General features: G+C 66.4%; 14 protein-coding genes and 2 pseudogenes. 7 read left to right on the top strand and 9 right to left on the bottom strand.

Translation table 11 applies throughout. The annotated features are described in order from the left end of the window. Positions 1-10: 10 nt before the first annotated feature. Both glcE and glcD read right to left on the bottom strand, forming a co-directional pair. Positions 11-1,087: a glycolate oxidase subunit GlcE gene (gene glcE / locus KVT39_RS23705; protein ID WP_217590330.1), complete on the bottom strand. Its 1,077-nt coding sequence runs from the start codon at positions 1,085-1,087 to the stop codon at positions 11-13. Continuing rightward, complete coding sequence (gene glcD, locus KVT39_RS23700; protein ID WP_217590329.1) at positions 1,087-2,586, bottom strand: glycolate oxidase subunit GlcD; 1,500 nt, start codon at positions 2,584-2,586, stop codon at positions 1,087-1,089. The genes glcE and glcD overlap by 1 nt, the downstream gene beginning before the upstream one ends. Before the next feature lie 230 nt (positions 2,587-2,816). Here glcD and glcC point away from each other — a divergent pair, with 230 nt between their 5' ends. The 6 genes and pseudogenes from glcC (at position 2,817) to KVT39_RS23670 (ending at position 6,398) form a co-directional block, all read left to right on the top strand. Further along, a complete protein-coding gene (gene glcC / locus KVT39_RS23695) occupies positions 2,817-3,587 on the top strand; it encodes a transcriptional regulator GlcC (protein WP_034181533.1) in 771 nt (256 codons plus the stop codon). A gap of 252 nt (positions 3,588-3,839) precedes the next feature. Further along, positions 3,840-4,274, top strand: a pseudogene (locus KVT39_RS23690) (DUF6306 domain-containing protein); the annotation flags it as partial. A gap of 117 nt (positions 4,275-4,391) precedes the next feature. Further along, positions 4,392-4,680: pseudogene (locus KVT39_RS38075) on the top strand (ATP-dependent helicase); the annotation flags it as partial. Between the two features lie 151 nt (positions 4,681-4,831). After that, positions 4,832-5,215, top strand: a complete 384-nt coding sequence (locus KVT39_RS23680; protein WP_034181535.1) for a hypothetical protein — start codon at positions 4,832-4,834, stop codon at positions 5,213-5,215. Positions 5,216-5,427: 212 nt separating this feature from the next. Then, on the top strand, positions 5,428-5,742 hold the full coding sequence (locus tag KVT39_RS23675) for a hypothetical protein (RefSeq protein WP_034181536.1): 315 nt from the start codon (positions 5,428-5,430) through the stop codon (positions 5,740-5,742). Between the two features lie 149 nt (positions 5,743-5,891). After that, entirely contained in the window at positions 5,892-6,398 is a 507-nt protein-coding gene (locus KVT39_RS23670; protein ID WP_146120971.1) for a hypothetical protein, read from the top strand. A gap of 235 nt (positions 6,399-6,633) precedes the next feature. On the opposite strand, the gene KVT39_RS23665 is transcribed toward KVT39_RS23670, so the two are convergent. The 6 genes from KVT39_RS23665 to KVT39_RS23640 form a co-directional block, all read right to left on the bottom strand. After that, positions 6,634-7,020, bottom strand: a complete 387-nt coding sequence (locus tag KVT39_RS23665; RefSeq protein ID WP_217590327.1) for a hypothetical protein — start codon at positions 7,018-7,020, stop codon at positions 6,634-6,636. Positions 7,021-7,212: 192 nt separating this feature from the next. Further along, complete coding sequence (locus tag KVT39_RS23660; RefSeq protein WP_034181814.1) at positions 7,213-8,064, bottom strand: carbohydrate ABC transporter permease; 852 nt, start codon at positions 8,062-8,064, stop codon at positions 7,213-7,215. A 17-nt stretch (positions 8,065-8,081) separates the two neighbouring features. After that, on the bottom strand, positions 8,082-9,026 hold the full coding sequence (locus KVT39_RS23655) for a carbohydrate ABC transporter permease (protein ID WP_217590326.1): 945 nt from the start codon (positions 9,024-9,026) through the stop codon (positions 8,082-8,084). 54 nt (positions 9,027-9,080) lie between these two features. Further along, complete coding sequence (locus tag KVT39_RS23650; protein WP_131946693.1) at positions 9,081-10,340, bottom strand: ABC transporter substrate-binding protein; 1,260 nt, start codon at positions 10,338-10,340, stop codon at positions 9,081-9,083. A gap of 63 nt (positions 10,341-10,403) precedes the next feature. Continuing rightward, positions 10,404-12,389: a beta-galactosidase gene (locus KVT39_RS23645; RefSeq protein WP_131946692.1), complete on the bottom strand. Its 1,986-nt coding sequence runs from the start codon at positions 12,387-12,389 to the stop codon at positions 10,404-10,406. A 9-nt stretch (positions 12,390-12,398) separates the two neighbouring features. Further along, a complete protein-coding gene (locus tag KVT39_RS23640; RefSeq protein WP_217590325.1) occupies positions 12,399-13,547 on the bottom strand; it encodes an ABC transporter ATP-binding protein in 1,149 nt (382 codons plus the stop codon). A 189-nt stretch (positions 13,548-13,736) separates the two neighbouring features. Between KVT39_RS23640 and KVT39_RS23635 the strand changes: the two genes are divergently transcribed. Beyond that, positions 13,737-14,771: a LacI family DNA-binding transcriptional regulator gene (locus KVT39_RS23635; protein ID WP_131946690.1), complete on the top strand. Its 1,035-nt coding sequence runs from the start codon at positions 13,737-13,739 to the stop codon at positions 14,769-14,771. Between the two features lie 105 nt (positions 14,772-14,876). On the opposite strand, the gene KVT39_RS23630 is transcribed toward KVT39_RS23635, so the two are convergent. After that, positions 14,877-15,518: a GntR family transcriptional regulator gene (locus tag KVT39_RS23630; protein ID WP_217590324.1), complete on the bottom strand. Its 642-nt coding sequence runs from the start codon at positions 15,516-15,518 to the stop codon at positions 14,877-14,879. Between the last annotated feature and the right edge of the window lie 69 nt (positions 15,519-15,587).

Below are 15,587 nucleotides of genomic sequence, written 5' to 3'. Positions count from 1 at the left end.
GCTTCGAAGGTCAGAGGTCGGCGTACAGGCGCCCGGGATTGAAGATCGCGTGCGGGTCGAGTTGCGCCTTGAGTTGCCGGTGCACGCGCAGTAGCGCGCCCGGCAGCGGCTGGAACGGCTCGTGCGTCGTGCCCAGCGTGAAGCAGGTCGCGTGGCCGCCCCATTGCGCGGCGAGCCGCTGCACGTCGGCCGGCGCGGCATCGCTCTTCAGCCAGCGCTGTGCGCCGCCCCAGTCGGCGAGCAGCGCGCCGGGCAACGCGTCGAGCGGTGCGGCGGCCGGCACCGATACGCGCCACAGCGGGCGCGGATCGTCGAAGAATGGCAGCGCGAGATCGCGCAGCCGTGCCCAGAACGCGTCGTCGATGTCGTCCATCCGGTCGCCGCCGATCGTGTCGCGCGCGGCCTTCACCGAGCCCTCGCCGCCTTCGATCCGCACGCGCAGCACGCCGTCCGCGTGGCACGCGCCCGCGAGCGGCAGCCCCGCGCGCCGCCACGCGGCGACGCGCTGCACGGCTTCGCCGGCAGCGAGCGGCAACGCGAGATCGCCCGTCGCGCGCGGCTTCGGCAGCACCTTCATCGATACCTCGGTCACGACGCCGAGGCAGCCGAAGCTGCCGGCGAGCAGACGCGACACGTCGTAGCCCGCGACGTTCTTCATCACCTCGCCGCCGAAGCGCAGGTGCTTCGCGTGGCCGGTGATCACGCGGCAGCCGAGCACGAAGTCGCGCACCGCGCCGGCCCACGGACGGCGCGGCCCCGACAGCGCCGCCGCGAACATCCCGCCGACCGTTGCCGCGCCGCCGAACGCGGGTGGCTCGCACGGCAGCATCTGGCCGGCCGAGTCGAGCATCGCTTCGAGATCGGCGAGCGGCGTGCCCGCGCGCGCGGTGACGACGAGCTCGGTCGGGTCGTACGCGACGACGCCACGATGCGTGCGCACGTCGAGCGTGCGGCCTTCGACGGGGCGGCCGAGGAACGCCTTCGTGCCGGCGCCGCGGATGTGCAGCGGCTGGCGGTCGTGGATCGCGGCGTCGACCTGGGCGACGAGCGCTGCGCTGTCGTCGATCGATTCGATTTCGCGTCGCATCAGAAGCGCTCCAGTTCGGGAAACGGCAGCTTGCCGTGATGGACGTGCATCGCGCCGAATTCGGCGCAGCGGTGCAGCGTCGGGATGTTCTTGCCGGGATTGAGCAGCCCCTGCGGATCGAACGCGGCCTTCACCGCGTGGAAGAACGTGATTTCGTCGGCGTTGAACTGCACGCACATCTGGTTGATCTTCTCGCGTCCGACGCCGTGCTCGCCGGTGATGCTGCCGCCCGCCGCGACGCACAGCTCGAGGATTCGGCCGCCGAGCGCTTCCGCGCGGTCGAGCTCGCCGGGCCGGTTCGCGTCGAACAGGATCAGCGGGTGCATGTTGCCGTCGCCCGCGTGGAACACGTTCGCGACCGGCAGCCCGTATTCGGCAGACAGCGCGGCGATCCCTTCGAGCACGCGCGGCAGCTCGCGGCGCGGGATCGTGCCGTCCATGCAGTAGTAGTCGGGCGACATGCGGCCGACCGCGGGGAACGCGTTCTTGCGGCCGGCCCAGAAGCGCTGCCGCTCGGCCTCGTCGCGCGCGACGCGGATTTCGGTTGCGCCCGCGTCGCGCAGCAGCGCGGCGACGCGTTCTGCATCCTCGTCGACGTCGCTCGCCGCGCCGTCGAGCTCGCACAGCAGGATCGCCTGCGCATCGACCGGGTAGCCCGCGTGGATGAAATCCTCGGCCGCGCGGATCGCGAGGTTGTCCATCATCTCGAGGCCGCCGGGAATCACGCCCGCGCCGATGATCCGCGCGACCGCCGCGCCCGCCTCGGCGACGTCGTCGAAGCTCGACATCAGCACCTTCACGCACGGCGGTTTCGGCAGCAGCTTCACGGTCACTTCGGTGACGATGCCGAGCATGCCTTCGGAGCCGGTGAACAGCGCGAGCAGGTCGAAGCCCGGTGCGTCGAGCGCGTCGGCGCCGAGCGTGAGCGTGTCGCCGTCGATCGTCAGGATCTCGATCTTCAGGATGTTGTGCACCGTGAGCCCGTATTTCAGGCAGTGCACGCCGCCCGCGTTTTCGGCCACGTTGCCGCCGATCGAGCACGCGATCTGCGACGACGGATCGGGCGCGTAGTAGAGGCCGTGCGGCGCGGCCGCCTGCGAGATCGCGAGGTTGCGCACGCCGGGCTGCACGCGCGCGGTGCCGGCGTCGGGGTCGATGTCGAGAATCCGGTTGAACTTCGCCATCACGAGCAGGATGCCTTTTTCGAGCGGCATCGCGCCGCCCGACAGCCCCGTGCCCGCGCCGCGCGCCACCACCGGCACGCCGTGCGCGGCCGCGACGCGCAGCACCGCGCGCACCTGCTCGACCGTGTCGGGCAGCACGACCGCGAGCGGCACCGTGCGGTACGCGGCGAGGCCGTCGCATTCGAACGGCTTGAGCGCCTCGCGTTCGTGCAGCACGTCGAGGCCGGGCGCCGCCGCGTGCAGCGCGGCGACGAGCGTGTCGCGGCCGACGGTCGCCAGCGGGCCGTCGATCCGTTCGTCGTAGATGAAACTCATGGGTCTGTCTCCGTCTCCATCTCCACCATGCGGGCGGCCGCGCGATGCGCGACACGCCGGATGGACGGGATTCTTGGCGGGCCAGGCACGCATGTCCAGACGTCTTCCATGTGGTCGTACCAGTTTTTATAAAGGCACCCGGAAGCTGTCACGCGGAGAACCAGAAAACCGAATCAGGACAAGGGTTCGTGCGAAAATCGGGGATATTCGTCAAAAGTGGTCGTACCAGTATGGAAATGCAGGATCGAGAGGGGCCGGCGCGGCGCGTGGCCGACGTCGTCGCCGAGCGGATCGAGAAGCTGATCGTCGACGGCGTGCTGAAGGCCGGGCAGGCGCTGCCGTCCGAACGGCGGCTGACCGAGAAGCTCGGCGTATCGCGCACGGCCGTGCGCGAAGGAATGAAGCTGCTGCACGCGCGCGGGATCATCGACACGATGCACGGCAAGGGTTCGTTCGTCGCGAGCCTGACCCCGCAGCGCGAAATCACGCCGATGATGCATCTGCTCGGCTCGCAGCCGCGCACGCTGTACGACCTGTTCGAGGTGCGCGGGATGCTCGAGGCCGAGGCCGCGCGGCTCGCCGCGTTGCGCGGCACGTCGGCCGATTTCATCCTGATCAAGCGTCGCTACGACGAAATGACGGCGGCCGACGCGCAGGATCTCGATCCCGCCGCGCGCGCGAAGCTCGACCACGCGTTCCATCTCGCGATCTGCGAGGCGTCGCACAACCCGGTGCTCGTCAACACGCTGCAGTCGCTGACCGACCTGCTGCTCAGTTCGGTGTTCGCGTCGGTGAACAACCTCTATCACCGCGAGCCGCTGAAGAAGCAGATCGACCGGCAGCATGCGCGGCTCTACAACGCGGTCACGGGGCGGCTGCCCGAGCAGGCGCGCAAGGCCGCGAGCGAACATATCCGCCAGTGCGTCGAGTATCTGCGCGAGATCGAGCAGGAGGAGCAGCGGCTCGTGCGTTCGACGTTGCGGCTTGAAGGGTGGACGTGAGCGGGCGCCGGATCGTTCGCGCGATGATGTGAGTCAAGCAAAGTGCGTTGACGATGCGGCGCCACAATCTAATATGTCACAGTGTGATCTATTGGATGTGCGCCTCGTCATGACCTGCGCACATCCGCGCGACACGCGTTTCGAGCCGTCGAGCGTGACGCGCCGCCGATACTGAAAGGAGGATGCCGCATGTCGATTCCGACGCGTGGTGACGGGCCCGACGCCCGCGCCGTCCAGATTCCGCATGAAGGCCGCACCGCGCTGCTGGCGGCGCTCGACGAACTGCTGGAGGCTGAGCGCGCGGGCGCGCGTGTCGCTTCCGAGACGGCGGCCGAAGTGACGGATGCCCCCGAACTGCATCGGCTGATCGCACATATCCGTCAGGACGAAGCGCACTGGTGCGGCGTGCTCGTCGACGCGATCCGGTCGCTCGACGCGGTTCCAACGCGCGCCACCGGCGCGTTCTACGAGAAAGCGATGGCGATCGACGATCTGGCGGAGCGCATGGCGTTCCTGAATCGCGGCCAGCGCTGGGTCGTGCGCAAGCTGCAGACGTTGCTGCCGACGCTCGCCGATCGGGATATGCATCATGCGCTGTCGCTGATGCTGGTCGCACACGAGAAGAATATCGGCGCGGTGGATGTGCGGTTGCGCGGGGGCACGGGCGGAGCTTGGCCGGCGCAGTAACCGCTAGAATTGCGGTTTTGGCCCGAAACACGTCCATGTCTTTTGCCTTGCTTGGCCTGATCGAGCCGTTGCTGCGTAATCTGCGGGGCCTCGATTACCAGACACCCACGCCGGTGCAGGCCAAGGAAACCGAAGAAGCCCAAGGTGCCGCAAGCTGCGCCGGTCGCCAAGCAAGCGCCGGGCAAGAAGCCGCATACGCAAGGTGGTGAAGGCAAGCGCAAGTCTGGGCGCTGCGAAGCCAGTCGTCGGCACGGGAACGGACTACACCATCGGTAGCCCGTTCAGCGTGCAGAAGCCGCGCAGCAAACCGGCCGGCAAGCCGCGGGCGGGGAAGCCGGCAGGCAAATCGGCTGGTGGTCGGGCAAACCTGGTAAACCGTCCGGGTAGCCTGAATCCTTCCCGTTAAAAGTGCCTGATACGATGACCCGTCCGATGCAGTGAACGAATACGGGGGGCGGAACAGGACTGCCGGTTTTCTCGCTAACGACCTGAAACCGCCCGCGATAGGGGCTTCCCGGCGTTACCGATGATGTGCCATGACTGAAGTGAGAGATGGAATGACGACGACATTCGACGAGGCGACAACGGCGGCGATCGCCGCGTTTGCCCAACTGGATTTCTACACGGCTGTGCAAGCGATGCGCGCCGAGGCCGATTACGACCACGAACGCGACCAGTGGATCTCGCGCTATATCGACGAGCACGGCGGCGGCGCGGACGATGCAGCATACGACGCCCTGCACGCGCAGGCGCAGGCGACCCCGGAATACGCGCAGTTCGTCGGTGCGGTTCGGCGGGAAATTCTCGAGTACTTCGGCGTGACCGACGATCAACTGGACTGGATGGTCGTGCTGCGCGACGACGACAGCGACGAGCTTTGGGCGGAAGTCAACCGGCAGCGGAGCGTGCTGGGAACCGGTGAAGTGCGCGGAGATCTCTGACCATTGGGCACCGTTGTGCTCCGACACTCGCCCTCGGAGGTACAACGGCTCGACCGGCAGCAATGGGTCGGCTACAGCCGAACGCGTCGGGCGGCATCCGGCCAGGAGCGGTCAACCGACAACGACGTCTGGATCGGCGACAATTTGCATGTCGTTCTTCTGTACAAGCTTTTAGGAACCACTACTTGAGTCGCCCAACCCGACTACCTGACTTGCTGGTGATGTTCATGCTGACCGCGCTTACACACGAGGGCACGGTAAAGCATGTCCGGACAGGCTATCGTCCGATCTACAAAATCCGGCCGAACTATTGGTCGTCAGCCCATCACGAGTTCGCGGAGGGACGCAGCGTGGCGACACGTGAGCAGTGCTTGGCCGAGGTCTGGCTGGTTACACCAGAGGCCTATCCACATACGCTCTGGACCGGCCGCGTACTGGACGTTGCCGAGGGGCCACGAGTCATCGGTCAGGCCGAGATCATACAGGTGTTAAACCCGTTGCTCGTGATGGATAGCAGCGCGTCGTAACGATCTCGCGCCAGCCTTAGACCTTAAATGCATGGCCGTATCGTTTGGCACGAGCCTGCTTGCGGCCAATTTCAGACGTTAGACGCGACCACTTAATTGGTCGACAATTGGATCTACCTCCTACTTGCGCAACATGCTCGGGTACCGACATGAAATCGCTGTCCCCTTCCGATTGTTCGACGTGGCTGAAAAACGAAGAATGTATTGAAGCGCCGTACGGGAAGGCCGGACTAGGCCACACATCGTATTTGCAATTCGCAGTGCCGGAAAATGATGGGGCAGCTTCCGTGATTGTCGACGGCATTCGCAGCTATCTTGAGCCGCCGAGAACCTGTTTGCTCCAGGTCACGGATTGGTCGAGGTATGGGGAGCTTGAGAATTCACTATTGGAGGAAATGGAATCGACATGCTCCGGCAAGCTAAACCCGTGGGACGGCTTTGGCCAACTCTTCGAGGCCAGCGAAGCAGATGACGTGCTTGGGTGTTGCGCCACAGTGCTTCGTTGCGGCATGAGCGCATACATCTACATACCGCTAAGAGCCACATTTCTTCTTTGGGAGGGGGATCTTGTCGATCTTTGGGCTAGCGCATCTGTGGCACGGAATCAGTTTCTGCAGCGCTTAAGAAGCGAAGGGGTACGCATTACAAGCAGCTAAATGGTGACTGCGCAGATGTTTAGAAGCGAATGAACGACGGCTATCGGTCGATACCACTGACCGCAGCGGGTCAGCTACGGAGGTTCTGCGTCGCGAGAGGGCTAGCTGTTCTCCGATCGGCGACGAACTTCCGGGTTCGGCCAGCTTCGGTCAGTCGAATTCAAGCTTCGAATCGACGACAGTACTGAGGTACAGAAGCCGCCCAACTCGCCTCCCGGCGTCTGCATTCTGTTGCTTAAAGGCCCGGCGCTGGTCGCCAATGAACAAATGGTGGGTATGGGACACCGTTTAAGAAGGCCAGAAATACTTCGACAACTTGGTCGGCCATGAACCATTCATCTGAGCGCATCGGAATGTTGCCCGCCCGGAAAACCAAGACGGTTCCATCGGCGCGCACGGGTGACGGTTTGTCGTGGAATGCCCTCCACCGCTGCGCATCAAATTCGTAACGCTCGATCATGCAACTAGCACCGCCGCCCGCTACCTGCACGTAGTTACCACGAGCGTCAGTCAACGATGCATAAGAAGATTTGCCATAGCTTCGCAGCGATTGCAGCAATCGGGTGATCTGTCGTGGAGTTGGCGAGATGATTTCCGCTTTCCCTTCGATCTCGAATTTCATTTGCTGATTCGCTCCGATTCATCCAGCCAGACGTGAATCCTACCAGCGCCAAAGCCTGATGGGCCGTTAGCGGCAAACCTGATTGACCGCTTAGGGTTGCGGATTCAACCCAATCCGCAACAAAAAAAGCCCGCCGAAGCGGGCAACCTCACGATGCGGAGGGGGAGATACGAAAACGCGAGCGGCGCGCGTTCAGCCTTTCGTCGCGCCGAACGTGAGCCCCGCGACGAAATGCTTCTGCATCGCGAAGAACATCGCGACAGAAGGCAGCGCGGCGAGGATCGAGCCGGCCGACACGAGGTTCCACGACGTCGTCCATTGCCCCTTCAGCGCCGCGACGCCCGCGGTGATCGGCGCGGCTTCGTCACCTTGCGTGAGGCACAGTGCCCAGAAGTAATCGTTCCACACGAACGTGAACACGAGGATCGCGAGTGCCGCGAGCGCCGGCCGGATCAGCGGCAGCACGATCCGCCAGAACACCGTCCATTCGCCCGCGCCCTCGATGCGTGCGGCCTCGATCAGCTCGAACGGCAGCTGCTTGATGAAGTTGCGCAGGAACAGCGTGCAGAAGCCGGTCTGGAACGCGACGTGGAACAGGATCAGCGCTTCGACGGTATTGAACACGCCGAGCCGGAGCGACAGGTCGCGCACCGGAATCATCAGCACCTGCACCGGCACGAAGTTGCCGGCGACGAACGTGCCGAACAGCGCGGCATTGCCGCGAAACCGGTAGGTCGCGAGCGCGAAGCCGGCCATCGACGCGAGCGCGATCGAGCCGAGCACGGACGGCACGGTGATCTGCACGCTGTTCCAGAAGTAATGCAGCATCGGCGACGTCGTCAGCGCGTCGCGATAGTTCTCGACCATCGCGAAGTGTCGCGGCCAGCCCCAGTAGTGCCCTTCGACCAGTTCCTCGGTCGAGCGCACCGACGTGACGAACACCGCGATCATCGGCAGCAGCCAGATCAGCAGCGCGACGGGCAGCGACAGCTTGTACAGCCTGCGCGAGACGGGCTTCCATTGGGCAACGGGAGTCGGAAACATGATGGCCACCGGTCGGGTTATTGCTCGTTGCGCAGCATGCGGCGCAACTGGAACACGATGTAGACGAGCATGATCGCGAACAGCACGACCGCGATCGACGCGGAATAACCAAGCCGGTAGTACTTGATCGCCTGGTCGTACATGTAATACGCAAGCACGGTCGAGCTCTCGAACGGGCCGCCGCTCGTCATTACCGAGATCAGGTCGAAGCTGCGCAGCGCGCCGATCACCGTGACGACGATCGCCATGAAGGTGGTCGGCCGCAGTTGCGGCAGCACGACGTGCCACAGCAGCGCGAAGCCGCGCGCGCCTTCCATCCGCGCCGCCTCGATCTGTTCCGGGTTGACCGACGTGAGGCCGGTCAGGTACAGGATCATGCAGTACGCCGTTTGCGGCCACAGCGCGGCGAATACGATGCCGAGCGTCGCGTAGCGCGCATCGCCGAGCACCGGGATGCCGTGCCCGGCGAGCAGCGCGAGCAACCCGAAGGTCGGATCGTAGAACCACGAGAAGATCAGGCCGACGACCACGCCGGACAGCACGAACGGCGCGAAGAACAGCGATTTCACGAGCCGGATGCCGCCGACCGCCTGGTTCAAATACAGCGCGAGCGCGAGGCCGAGCGGCGGCGCGAGCATGAACAGCGCGAGCCAGATCACGTTGTTGCGCAGCGCGGTGTAGAACGTCGGCGCGTGCAGCAGTTCGACGTAGTTCGCGAGCCCGACGAAGCTGCGCTCGGTCATCCCGTCCCAGTTGTACAGGCTCAGCGACAGCGTCGACAGGATCGGCCAGATCACATAGACGGCAACCATTGCGCAGGCCGGCGCGAGAAAGAGCCACGCGGCGCGCCGTTGCCGCCGCACGGCAGGCGACGGGCGGCGCGCGGGCAGCGCGGCGGCGGATGCCCCGCGCGGCGGCGGCGCGGCGCCGGCGGGCTGGGTGGACGTGATCGGACTGGACACGGCAAGCCTCCTGTACTGACGCGGCGGCACAGGGCCGCCGGCTGGGTCACGCGGTCACTTCTTGTAGATCCGTTTGCGGGTCTGTTCGAGCTGCGCAAGCACCGTATCGAGCTGCGCGGGATCGGCCAGGAACTGCTGCATGCCCTTCATCCCCTCGTCGGCCATTTCCTTCGTCATGTCGCGATCGTAGAACTGCGCGACGCCGCCCTTCGTGTCGGCAAGAATCCGGAAGCCGATGCGCGAGATCGGATCGGCCGGCTCGGGCGACTTGCTGTTGGCCGACAGCGAGCCGAGGCCCTCCGCGAGCTTCGCGCCCATCTCGGGCGTTTCCACGAAGGCGAGGAACGTGTGCGCGTCGGCCTTGTTCTTCGCTTTCGTCGGGATGTGCAGCGATTCGACCGGGCCGTCCTCGGCGGTCGGCACCTTCGGGTCGATGATCGGGAAGCGGTAGTAGCCCATTTCCTGTTTCACGTTCGGCGGGAAACCCGCTGCGATGAAGGTGCCCATCAGCATCATCGCGGCCTTGCCCTGGAACAGGAACGGCTGCGCGCCGTCGAGATCGTAGGACAGCGCGTTGTCGATGAAGTAGCCGGCATCGATCAGCGATTTCCACGTCGTGTAGACCTTCTTCACGCGCGGGTCGGTGTACGGCACGTCGCCGGCCATCAACTGCTGGTGGAACGCGTTGCCGTTCACGCGCAGGTCGAGATAGTCGAACCAGCCGGCGAGCGTCCACGCGTCGCGGCCGCCGAGCGCGACCGGCGTGATGCCGGCTGCCTTCAGCTTCTTGCACGCATCGAGAAACTGGTCCCAGGTCTTCGGCTCGTCGGCGATGCCGACCTTGCGGAACAGGTCCTTGCGGTAGAACAGCCCCCACGAGTAATAGACGGTCGGCGCCGCGTACTGCTTGCCGTTATACGACGATGCGTCGCGCGTCGACGCATACATCGCGCCCCAGCCGTTCTTCGTCCAGTCGCCGCTCAGGTCCTCGAACAGCCCGCGCTTCGCGTAGTACGCCATCCGCTCGCCCGCGTGCCAGTTCACGACGTCCGGCGCGACGGTCGTGAGCCACGCGGGGAGCTGCACCTTGTACGCTTCCTCGTCGACGAAGGTCGCCTTCACGTCGATGTCGGGATGCGCCTTGTGGAACGCGTCGAGCGTCGACTGCCAGACCGCGCGCTGGCTGGCGCCCTTGAACGCGATGTTGACGGTCAGCGTGCCGGCGCTCGCCGGCGCGGCGGCACCGAACGAAGCGAACGCGATGGCGGCGGCCGCGGCGAGCCGGGCGGCGGCGCGAAGGGGGCGATGTGTCATGGTTGTCTCCATTCCTGGGTGTCGTTGTGCGTGACCGGCGCGTCGCGGCGCCAGTGGCGGGTGCTACGAACGGCTTCGATACACGGCGACGCCTTGCGGCTCGACCTGCGCGGCGCCGAGCACGAACGCGGACGGCGGCACCGCGTCGATCGTGTGCGGCGTGCTTCCATAGTTGAATACGTAGGTCAGGCCGCCGCGCCGGCTTACGCGCACGCCGTCGCCGAGCGGCGTCGGCGCGAGGCCCGCTTCGGCCGCGACATCGGCGAACAGTCGCGCGGTGGTCGCGTCGTCGAACAGTGCGGCCCAGTAGTGCAGCGCGCCATGCGACACGCAGGCCGGATGACCGTCGGCGAAGCGTGCACGCACGACGCTGCGCGTGTCGTCGTGCAGCTCGACGAAGTCGCGCCAGTGGCGCGCATCGCCCGCGAGCGGCGAGCCGTCGCGCAGCGTGCCGTCGATCCGTTCGGTCACGTTCGGCCGCAGCGATTCGACGCGCCACACGCGGATCGGCAGGATCGACGCGAGCGGGCCGGGCGGCAGCGCCGGCGGAATCTGCAGATCGACGGTCTTCGAGCCGGTGCGCGGCCCGAACACGGCATGTGCGCCCGATGCGGCGAGCCGCGCCGCGAAATCGTCCGGCACGATCGGCAGCGGCGGCACGACCACGAGCCGATAGCCGTCGAGCGGCGCATGCACGGAGACCACGTCGACGTCGAAGCCGAGCGAGCGCAGCGCCGAGTAGTACTCGAACGCGAAGCGCGGGTAGTGGAAATCGGCGCCTTGCGGCTGCACCTCGAACAGCCACTTCGCCTCGTAGTCGTAGATCAGCGCGACGGGCGCGCGCACCGGAGCGTCCGCATCCGCGCCGGCATCGTGCACCGCCGCGATCTCGCGCGCGACGCGTTGCGCTTCGCGGCCGCCTTCGTCGAGCTGGTCGTCCGGCGTGTGCAGGCCCGCATGCATCTGCTCCTGCGCGAACGGCGCCTGCCGCCAGCGGAAGTACGACACGCAGCCGGCGCCGTGCGCGAACGCCTCCCAGCTCCACAGGCGCACCATGCCCGGCAGCGGCGCGGGGTTCCAATGCGCCCAGTTCACGGGCCCCGGCTGCTGCTCCATCACCCAGAACGGCAGCTTCGACATGCCGCGATACACGTCGTGATTGAACGACGCGAAATCGGGATGGCCGGTACGCAGCCAGCGTGCCTTCACGTCGGGCGCGAACCATTGTTCCTCGAGCGCGCCGAGCGGATAGCTGTCCCACGTCGCGATGTCGAGGTCGCGCGCCACCTCGTAGTGGTCGAACTCGGTGAACAGCTGCATGAAGTTGTGCGCGACGGGCCGGCCCGGCGAGTGCGCGCGGATCACGTCGACCTGCATCCGGTGATAGCGCGCGACTTCGTCGGACGCGAAGCGCCGGTAGTCGAGGCGATGCGACGGATGGGCCTCGGTCACGGTGCCGACGGGCGCATCGACTTCGTCGAAGTGGCGATACTCCATGCTCCAGAACACGGTGCCCCACGCGCGGTTCAGCGCGCCGATCGTGCCGTAGCGCGCCTTCAGCCATTCGCGAAAGCGCACGAGCGCGGCCGGCGAGTAGCTGACGACCGTCTGGTGGCAACCCAGCTCGTTGTCGGTCTGCCAGTAGCGCACGGCCGGGTGGCGGCCGTAGCGTTCGGCGACCGCCGTGCAGATCTGGCGCGACGCTTCGAGATAGGTCGGCGACGAGAAGTCGTAGTGGCGGCGCGAACCGAACGCGCGCGGCCGGCCGTCCGCGCCGATCGCGAGGATGTCGGGATGACGGTCGACCAGCCATTTCGGCGGCGTCGCGGTCGGCGTGCACATCACGATCTCGAGGCCGGCCGCGCCGAGCACGTCGACCGCGCGGTCGAGCCAGCCCCAGTCGTATTCGCCCGGCGACGGCTCGATGCGGCTCCATGCGAATTCGGCGATCCGCACCTGCTCGATGCCGAGCGCTTTCATCCGGCGGGCATCGTTCGCCCACATCGATTCCGGCCAGTGTTCCGGGTAATAGCAGACTCCGAGGCGCATACGCGATCCTTAAGCGTAGTGATGGACGTTGACGTCGGCACACGCGGGCACCGCGCGGCCGTCGTCGGTGAAGAGATGGCAGGCCGCGGCCGGCGCATGCACGTGCACGCGTTCGCCGCTGTGTACCTGCGCGTCGCCGGGCAACTTCGCGATCAGCGGCGTGCCGCCGGGCTGGTCGAGATGCACGTAGGTTTGTTCGCCCAGGCGTTCGACGAGCGCGACGTCGCGCACGAGCGTCGTCGCGTCGCGTGCGGCGCCGAGCGTCAGGTGCTCGGGGCGAATGCCGAGCGTCACGGTTGCGCCGGCGTGGAGCGCGGAGCCGTCGCGCGGCAGCGTGAAGGTTTCGCCGGAAAGCGCGACGGTGACGGTCGTGCGGCGGGCATCGGATGCGGTGACGACGGCCGGCAGGAAGTTCATGCGCGGCGAGCCGATGAAGCCGGCGACGAATCGGCTGGCCGGATGGTGATAGAGGTCGAGCGGTGCGCCGACCTGCGCGATGCTGCCGTGCTGCGCGGTATCCGCGCCGGCGTGCAGCAGCACGATCTTGTCGGCGAGCGTCATCGCTTCGGTCTGGTCGTGCGTCACGTAGACGACGCTCGCGCGTTCGAACTGCCGGTGCAGCCGCGCGATCTCGATGCGGGTCTGGCCGCGCAGCGCCGCGTCGAGATTCGACAGCGGTTCGTCGAACAGGAACACGCCGGGCTCGCGCACGATCGCGCGGCCGATCGCGACGCGCTGCCGCTGGCCGCCCGACAGCGCTTTCGGCTTGCGCTCGAGCAGCGTGTCGAGCTGCAGGATGCGCGCGGCATCGCGCACCTTCCGGTCGATCTCGGCTTTCGGCACGCGCGCGAGCTTCAGCCCGAACGCCATGTTCTCGTAGACCGTCATGTGCGGAAACAGCGCGTAGCTCTGGAACACCATCGCGACGCCGCGCTCGGCGGCCGGCACGTCGTCGACGCGGCGGCCGTCGATCGACAGCTCGCCCGCGCTCAGGTCCTCGAGCCCGGCAATCATGCGCAGCAGCGTCGACTTGCCGCATCCGGACGGCCCGAGGAACACGCAGAACTCGTGCGCGCCGATCTCCAGATCGACGTCGCGAATGACCGGCGCGTGATCGCCATAGGCTTTCTGCACGCGCCGCATCGAGATGCTCGCCATTGTCTCCGCTCCATGTTCTAATGCGCCGTCACACATGGTTAAGCGCTTAATCATCGCGATCAAAAAAAGAGGCGATGCGATCGCGGCCGAGTCGCGCCCGATGGTCGGGCGGCAAGGTGTGCGGCGATAGTGCGCCGCTTCGGTGAGCGAAGCAAATACTGGATCGACGTCTCATATAGTGAGCAAACGATGGCGACACTGGATGAAGTTGCACGCCGCGCCGGCGTGACGGCCGCGACGGTATCGAACGTGCTGCGCGACCGCGGACGGGTGGGCGAGGCCACGCGTGCGCGGGTGCTGGAAGCCGTGCGGGCGCTCGGGTATCGGCCGCATCTCGCCGCGCGGGCGCTGGCGGAAGGGCGCGCGCCGACGGTCGCGCTGATGGTGTCGAGCATCGCGAACCCGTTCTATCCGGAGTTCGCGCTGGCGGTCGAGCGCGCGGTGCGCCGCAACGGACAGTTCCTGATCGTCTGCAATACGAACGAAGATCCGTTGCAGGGGCGCGCGTACCTCGACCAGATCGCCGGCACGATCTCCGAAGGCATTCTCGTGACCAACGCGAACCTGCATCTGCCGGATCTGCTCGACGTCGCGCGCCGCGGTGTGCCGGTCGTGCTGTGCCTGTGGGAGCGGCCCGACGCGCCGCCCGACGGATTGCCGTGCGTGGCCATCGATTTCCGCGAAGCGGGGCGGATTGCGACGCGGCATCTGCTCGAACTCGGGCACGAGCGCATCGGCGTGATCGTCGGCGGAGCAGCGAGCGGCGTGCAGGCGGCGCGTTACGATGGCTTCGTCGACGTGATGCGCGAAGCGGGGCTCGACGCGTCGATCGTCGCGGCCGAGCACGATTCGATCGAAGGCGGCGTGCGCGCGGCGGGCCGGCTGCTCGACGCGCATCCGCGGCTGACCGCGCTGGTCGCCACCAACGACCTGCCGGCGATCGGCGCAATGCATGCGGCGGCCGATCGCGGCAGGCGCGTGCCCGACGACCTGTCGATCGTCGGCATTACCGACATCCATCTGGCAAGCGACACGCGGCCCACGCTGACGACCGTCGCGATTCCGACCGCCGAAGCCGCCGGCCTCGCGGTCGAACTGCTCAACGCGCTGCGCGAGGCGGGCGGCCGCAGCGACGATGCGTCGCGCGTGCGGACCGCGTCGCTGCCGCGGCTGGTGGTGCGCGGTACGACAGGCCGCGTGCCGAGTGGGCGCACGACGCGGTAAATATCGCGCGTGGTTGTACTGAGTGCTTCGAGTTTGCCGACGCAATCGACGCGGCCCGGCGCGCAGCCGCGTGCGGTGTGAAAAACCGCAAACGCAGCGCAGGCCTCAACCGCCTTCGACGAGCCGCATCACGATGCTTCTGGCCGATTCGAGATGCGCGACCGTCATCGAACGGGCGGCGCGCGCATTGCGCTCGCGGCACGCCTGCAGGATGTCGTCGTGCTCGACCTGGAATGACGGCGTATCCGCGAGCAGCGTGGCCTGCAGGCGCTCGTAGCGTTCGACCTGGCTGCGCAGTTCGCCGATCGTCTTCAACTGCCGCGCGTTGCCGCAGCACGAATACAGCAACGCGTGGAATTCGCGGTTCAGTTCTCCTTGCCGGCGCGGCACGGTCGCATCGCCGAGCAGGCGATGGACGAGTTCGGCGCGCGCGAGCGTTTCGTCGTCGAGCCGCTTCACGCTCCGGTAAATCGCATCGCCTTCGAGCAGCGCGCGCAGATCGTAGATTTCCTGCACGTCCGACGCGCTCAGCATGCGCACGACGGCACCGCGATTCCTGAAGATATCCAGCAATCCTTCGCGTTCCAGACGCTGGATCGCTTCGCGCATCGGAATCCGGCTGATGCCGAAGCGGTCGGCCAGTTCGCGTTCGACGAGCCGCTCGCCGGCTTCCAGTTCGCCGTTGATGATCATGTCCCGCAGCGATGCGGCGACTGCGTCCGCCGTGGAGTCGAGTTTGGCTTTCATGCCAGGGTGTTCCTCACTTCATTTTGGAATAATGGTATACCAAACGGAATTCCGGTGCCAAAATGGCGG

The sequence above is a fragment of the Burkholderia sp. GbtcB21 genome, assembly GCF_019091065.1.
Classification (GTDB): Bacteria; Pseudomonadota; Gammaproteobacteria; order Burkholderiales; family Burkholderiaceae; genus Burkholderia; species Burkholderia pyrrocinia_C.
Note: the sequence above shows the minus strand (reverse complement) of the source record. Positions and strands in the feature narration are given on the sequence as shown.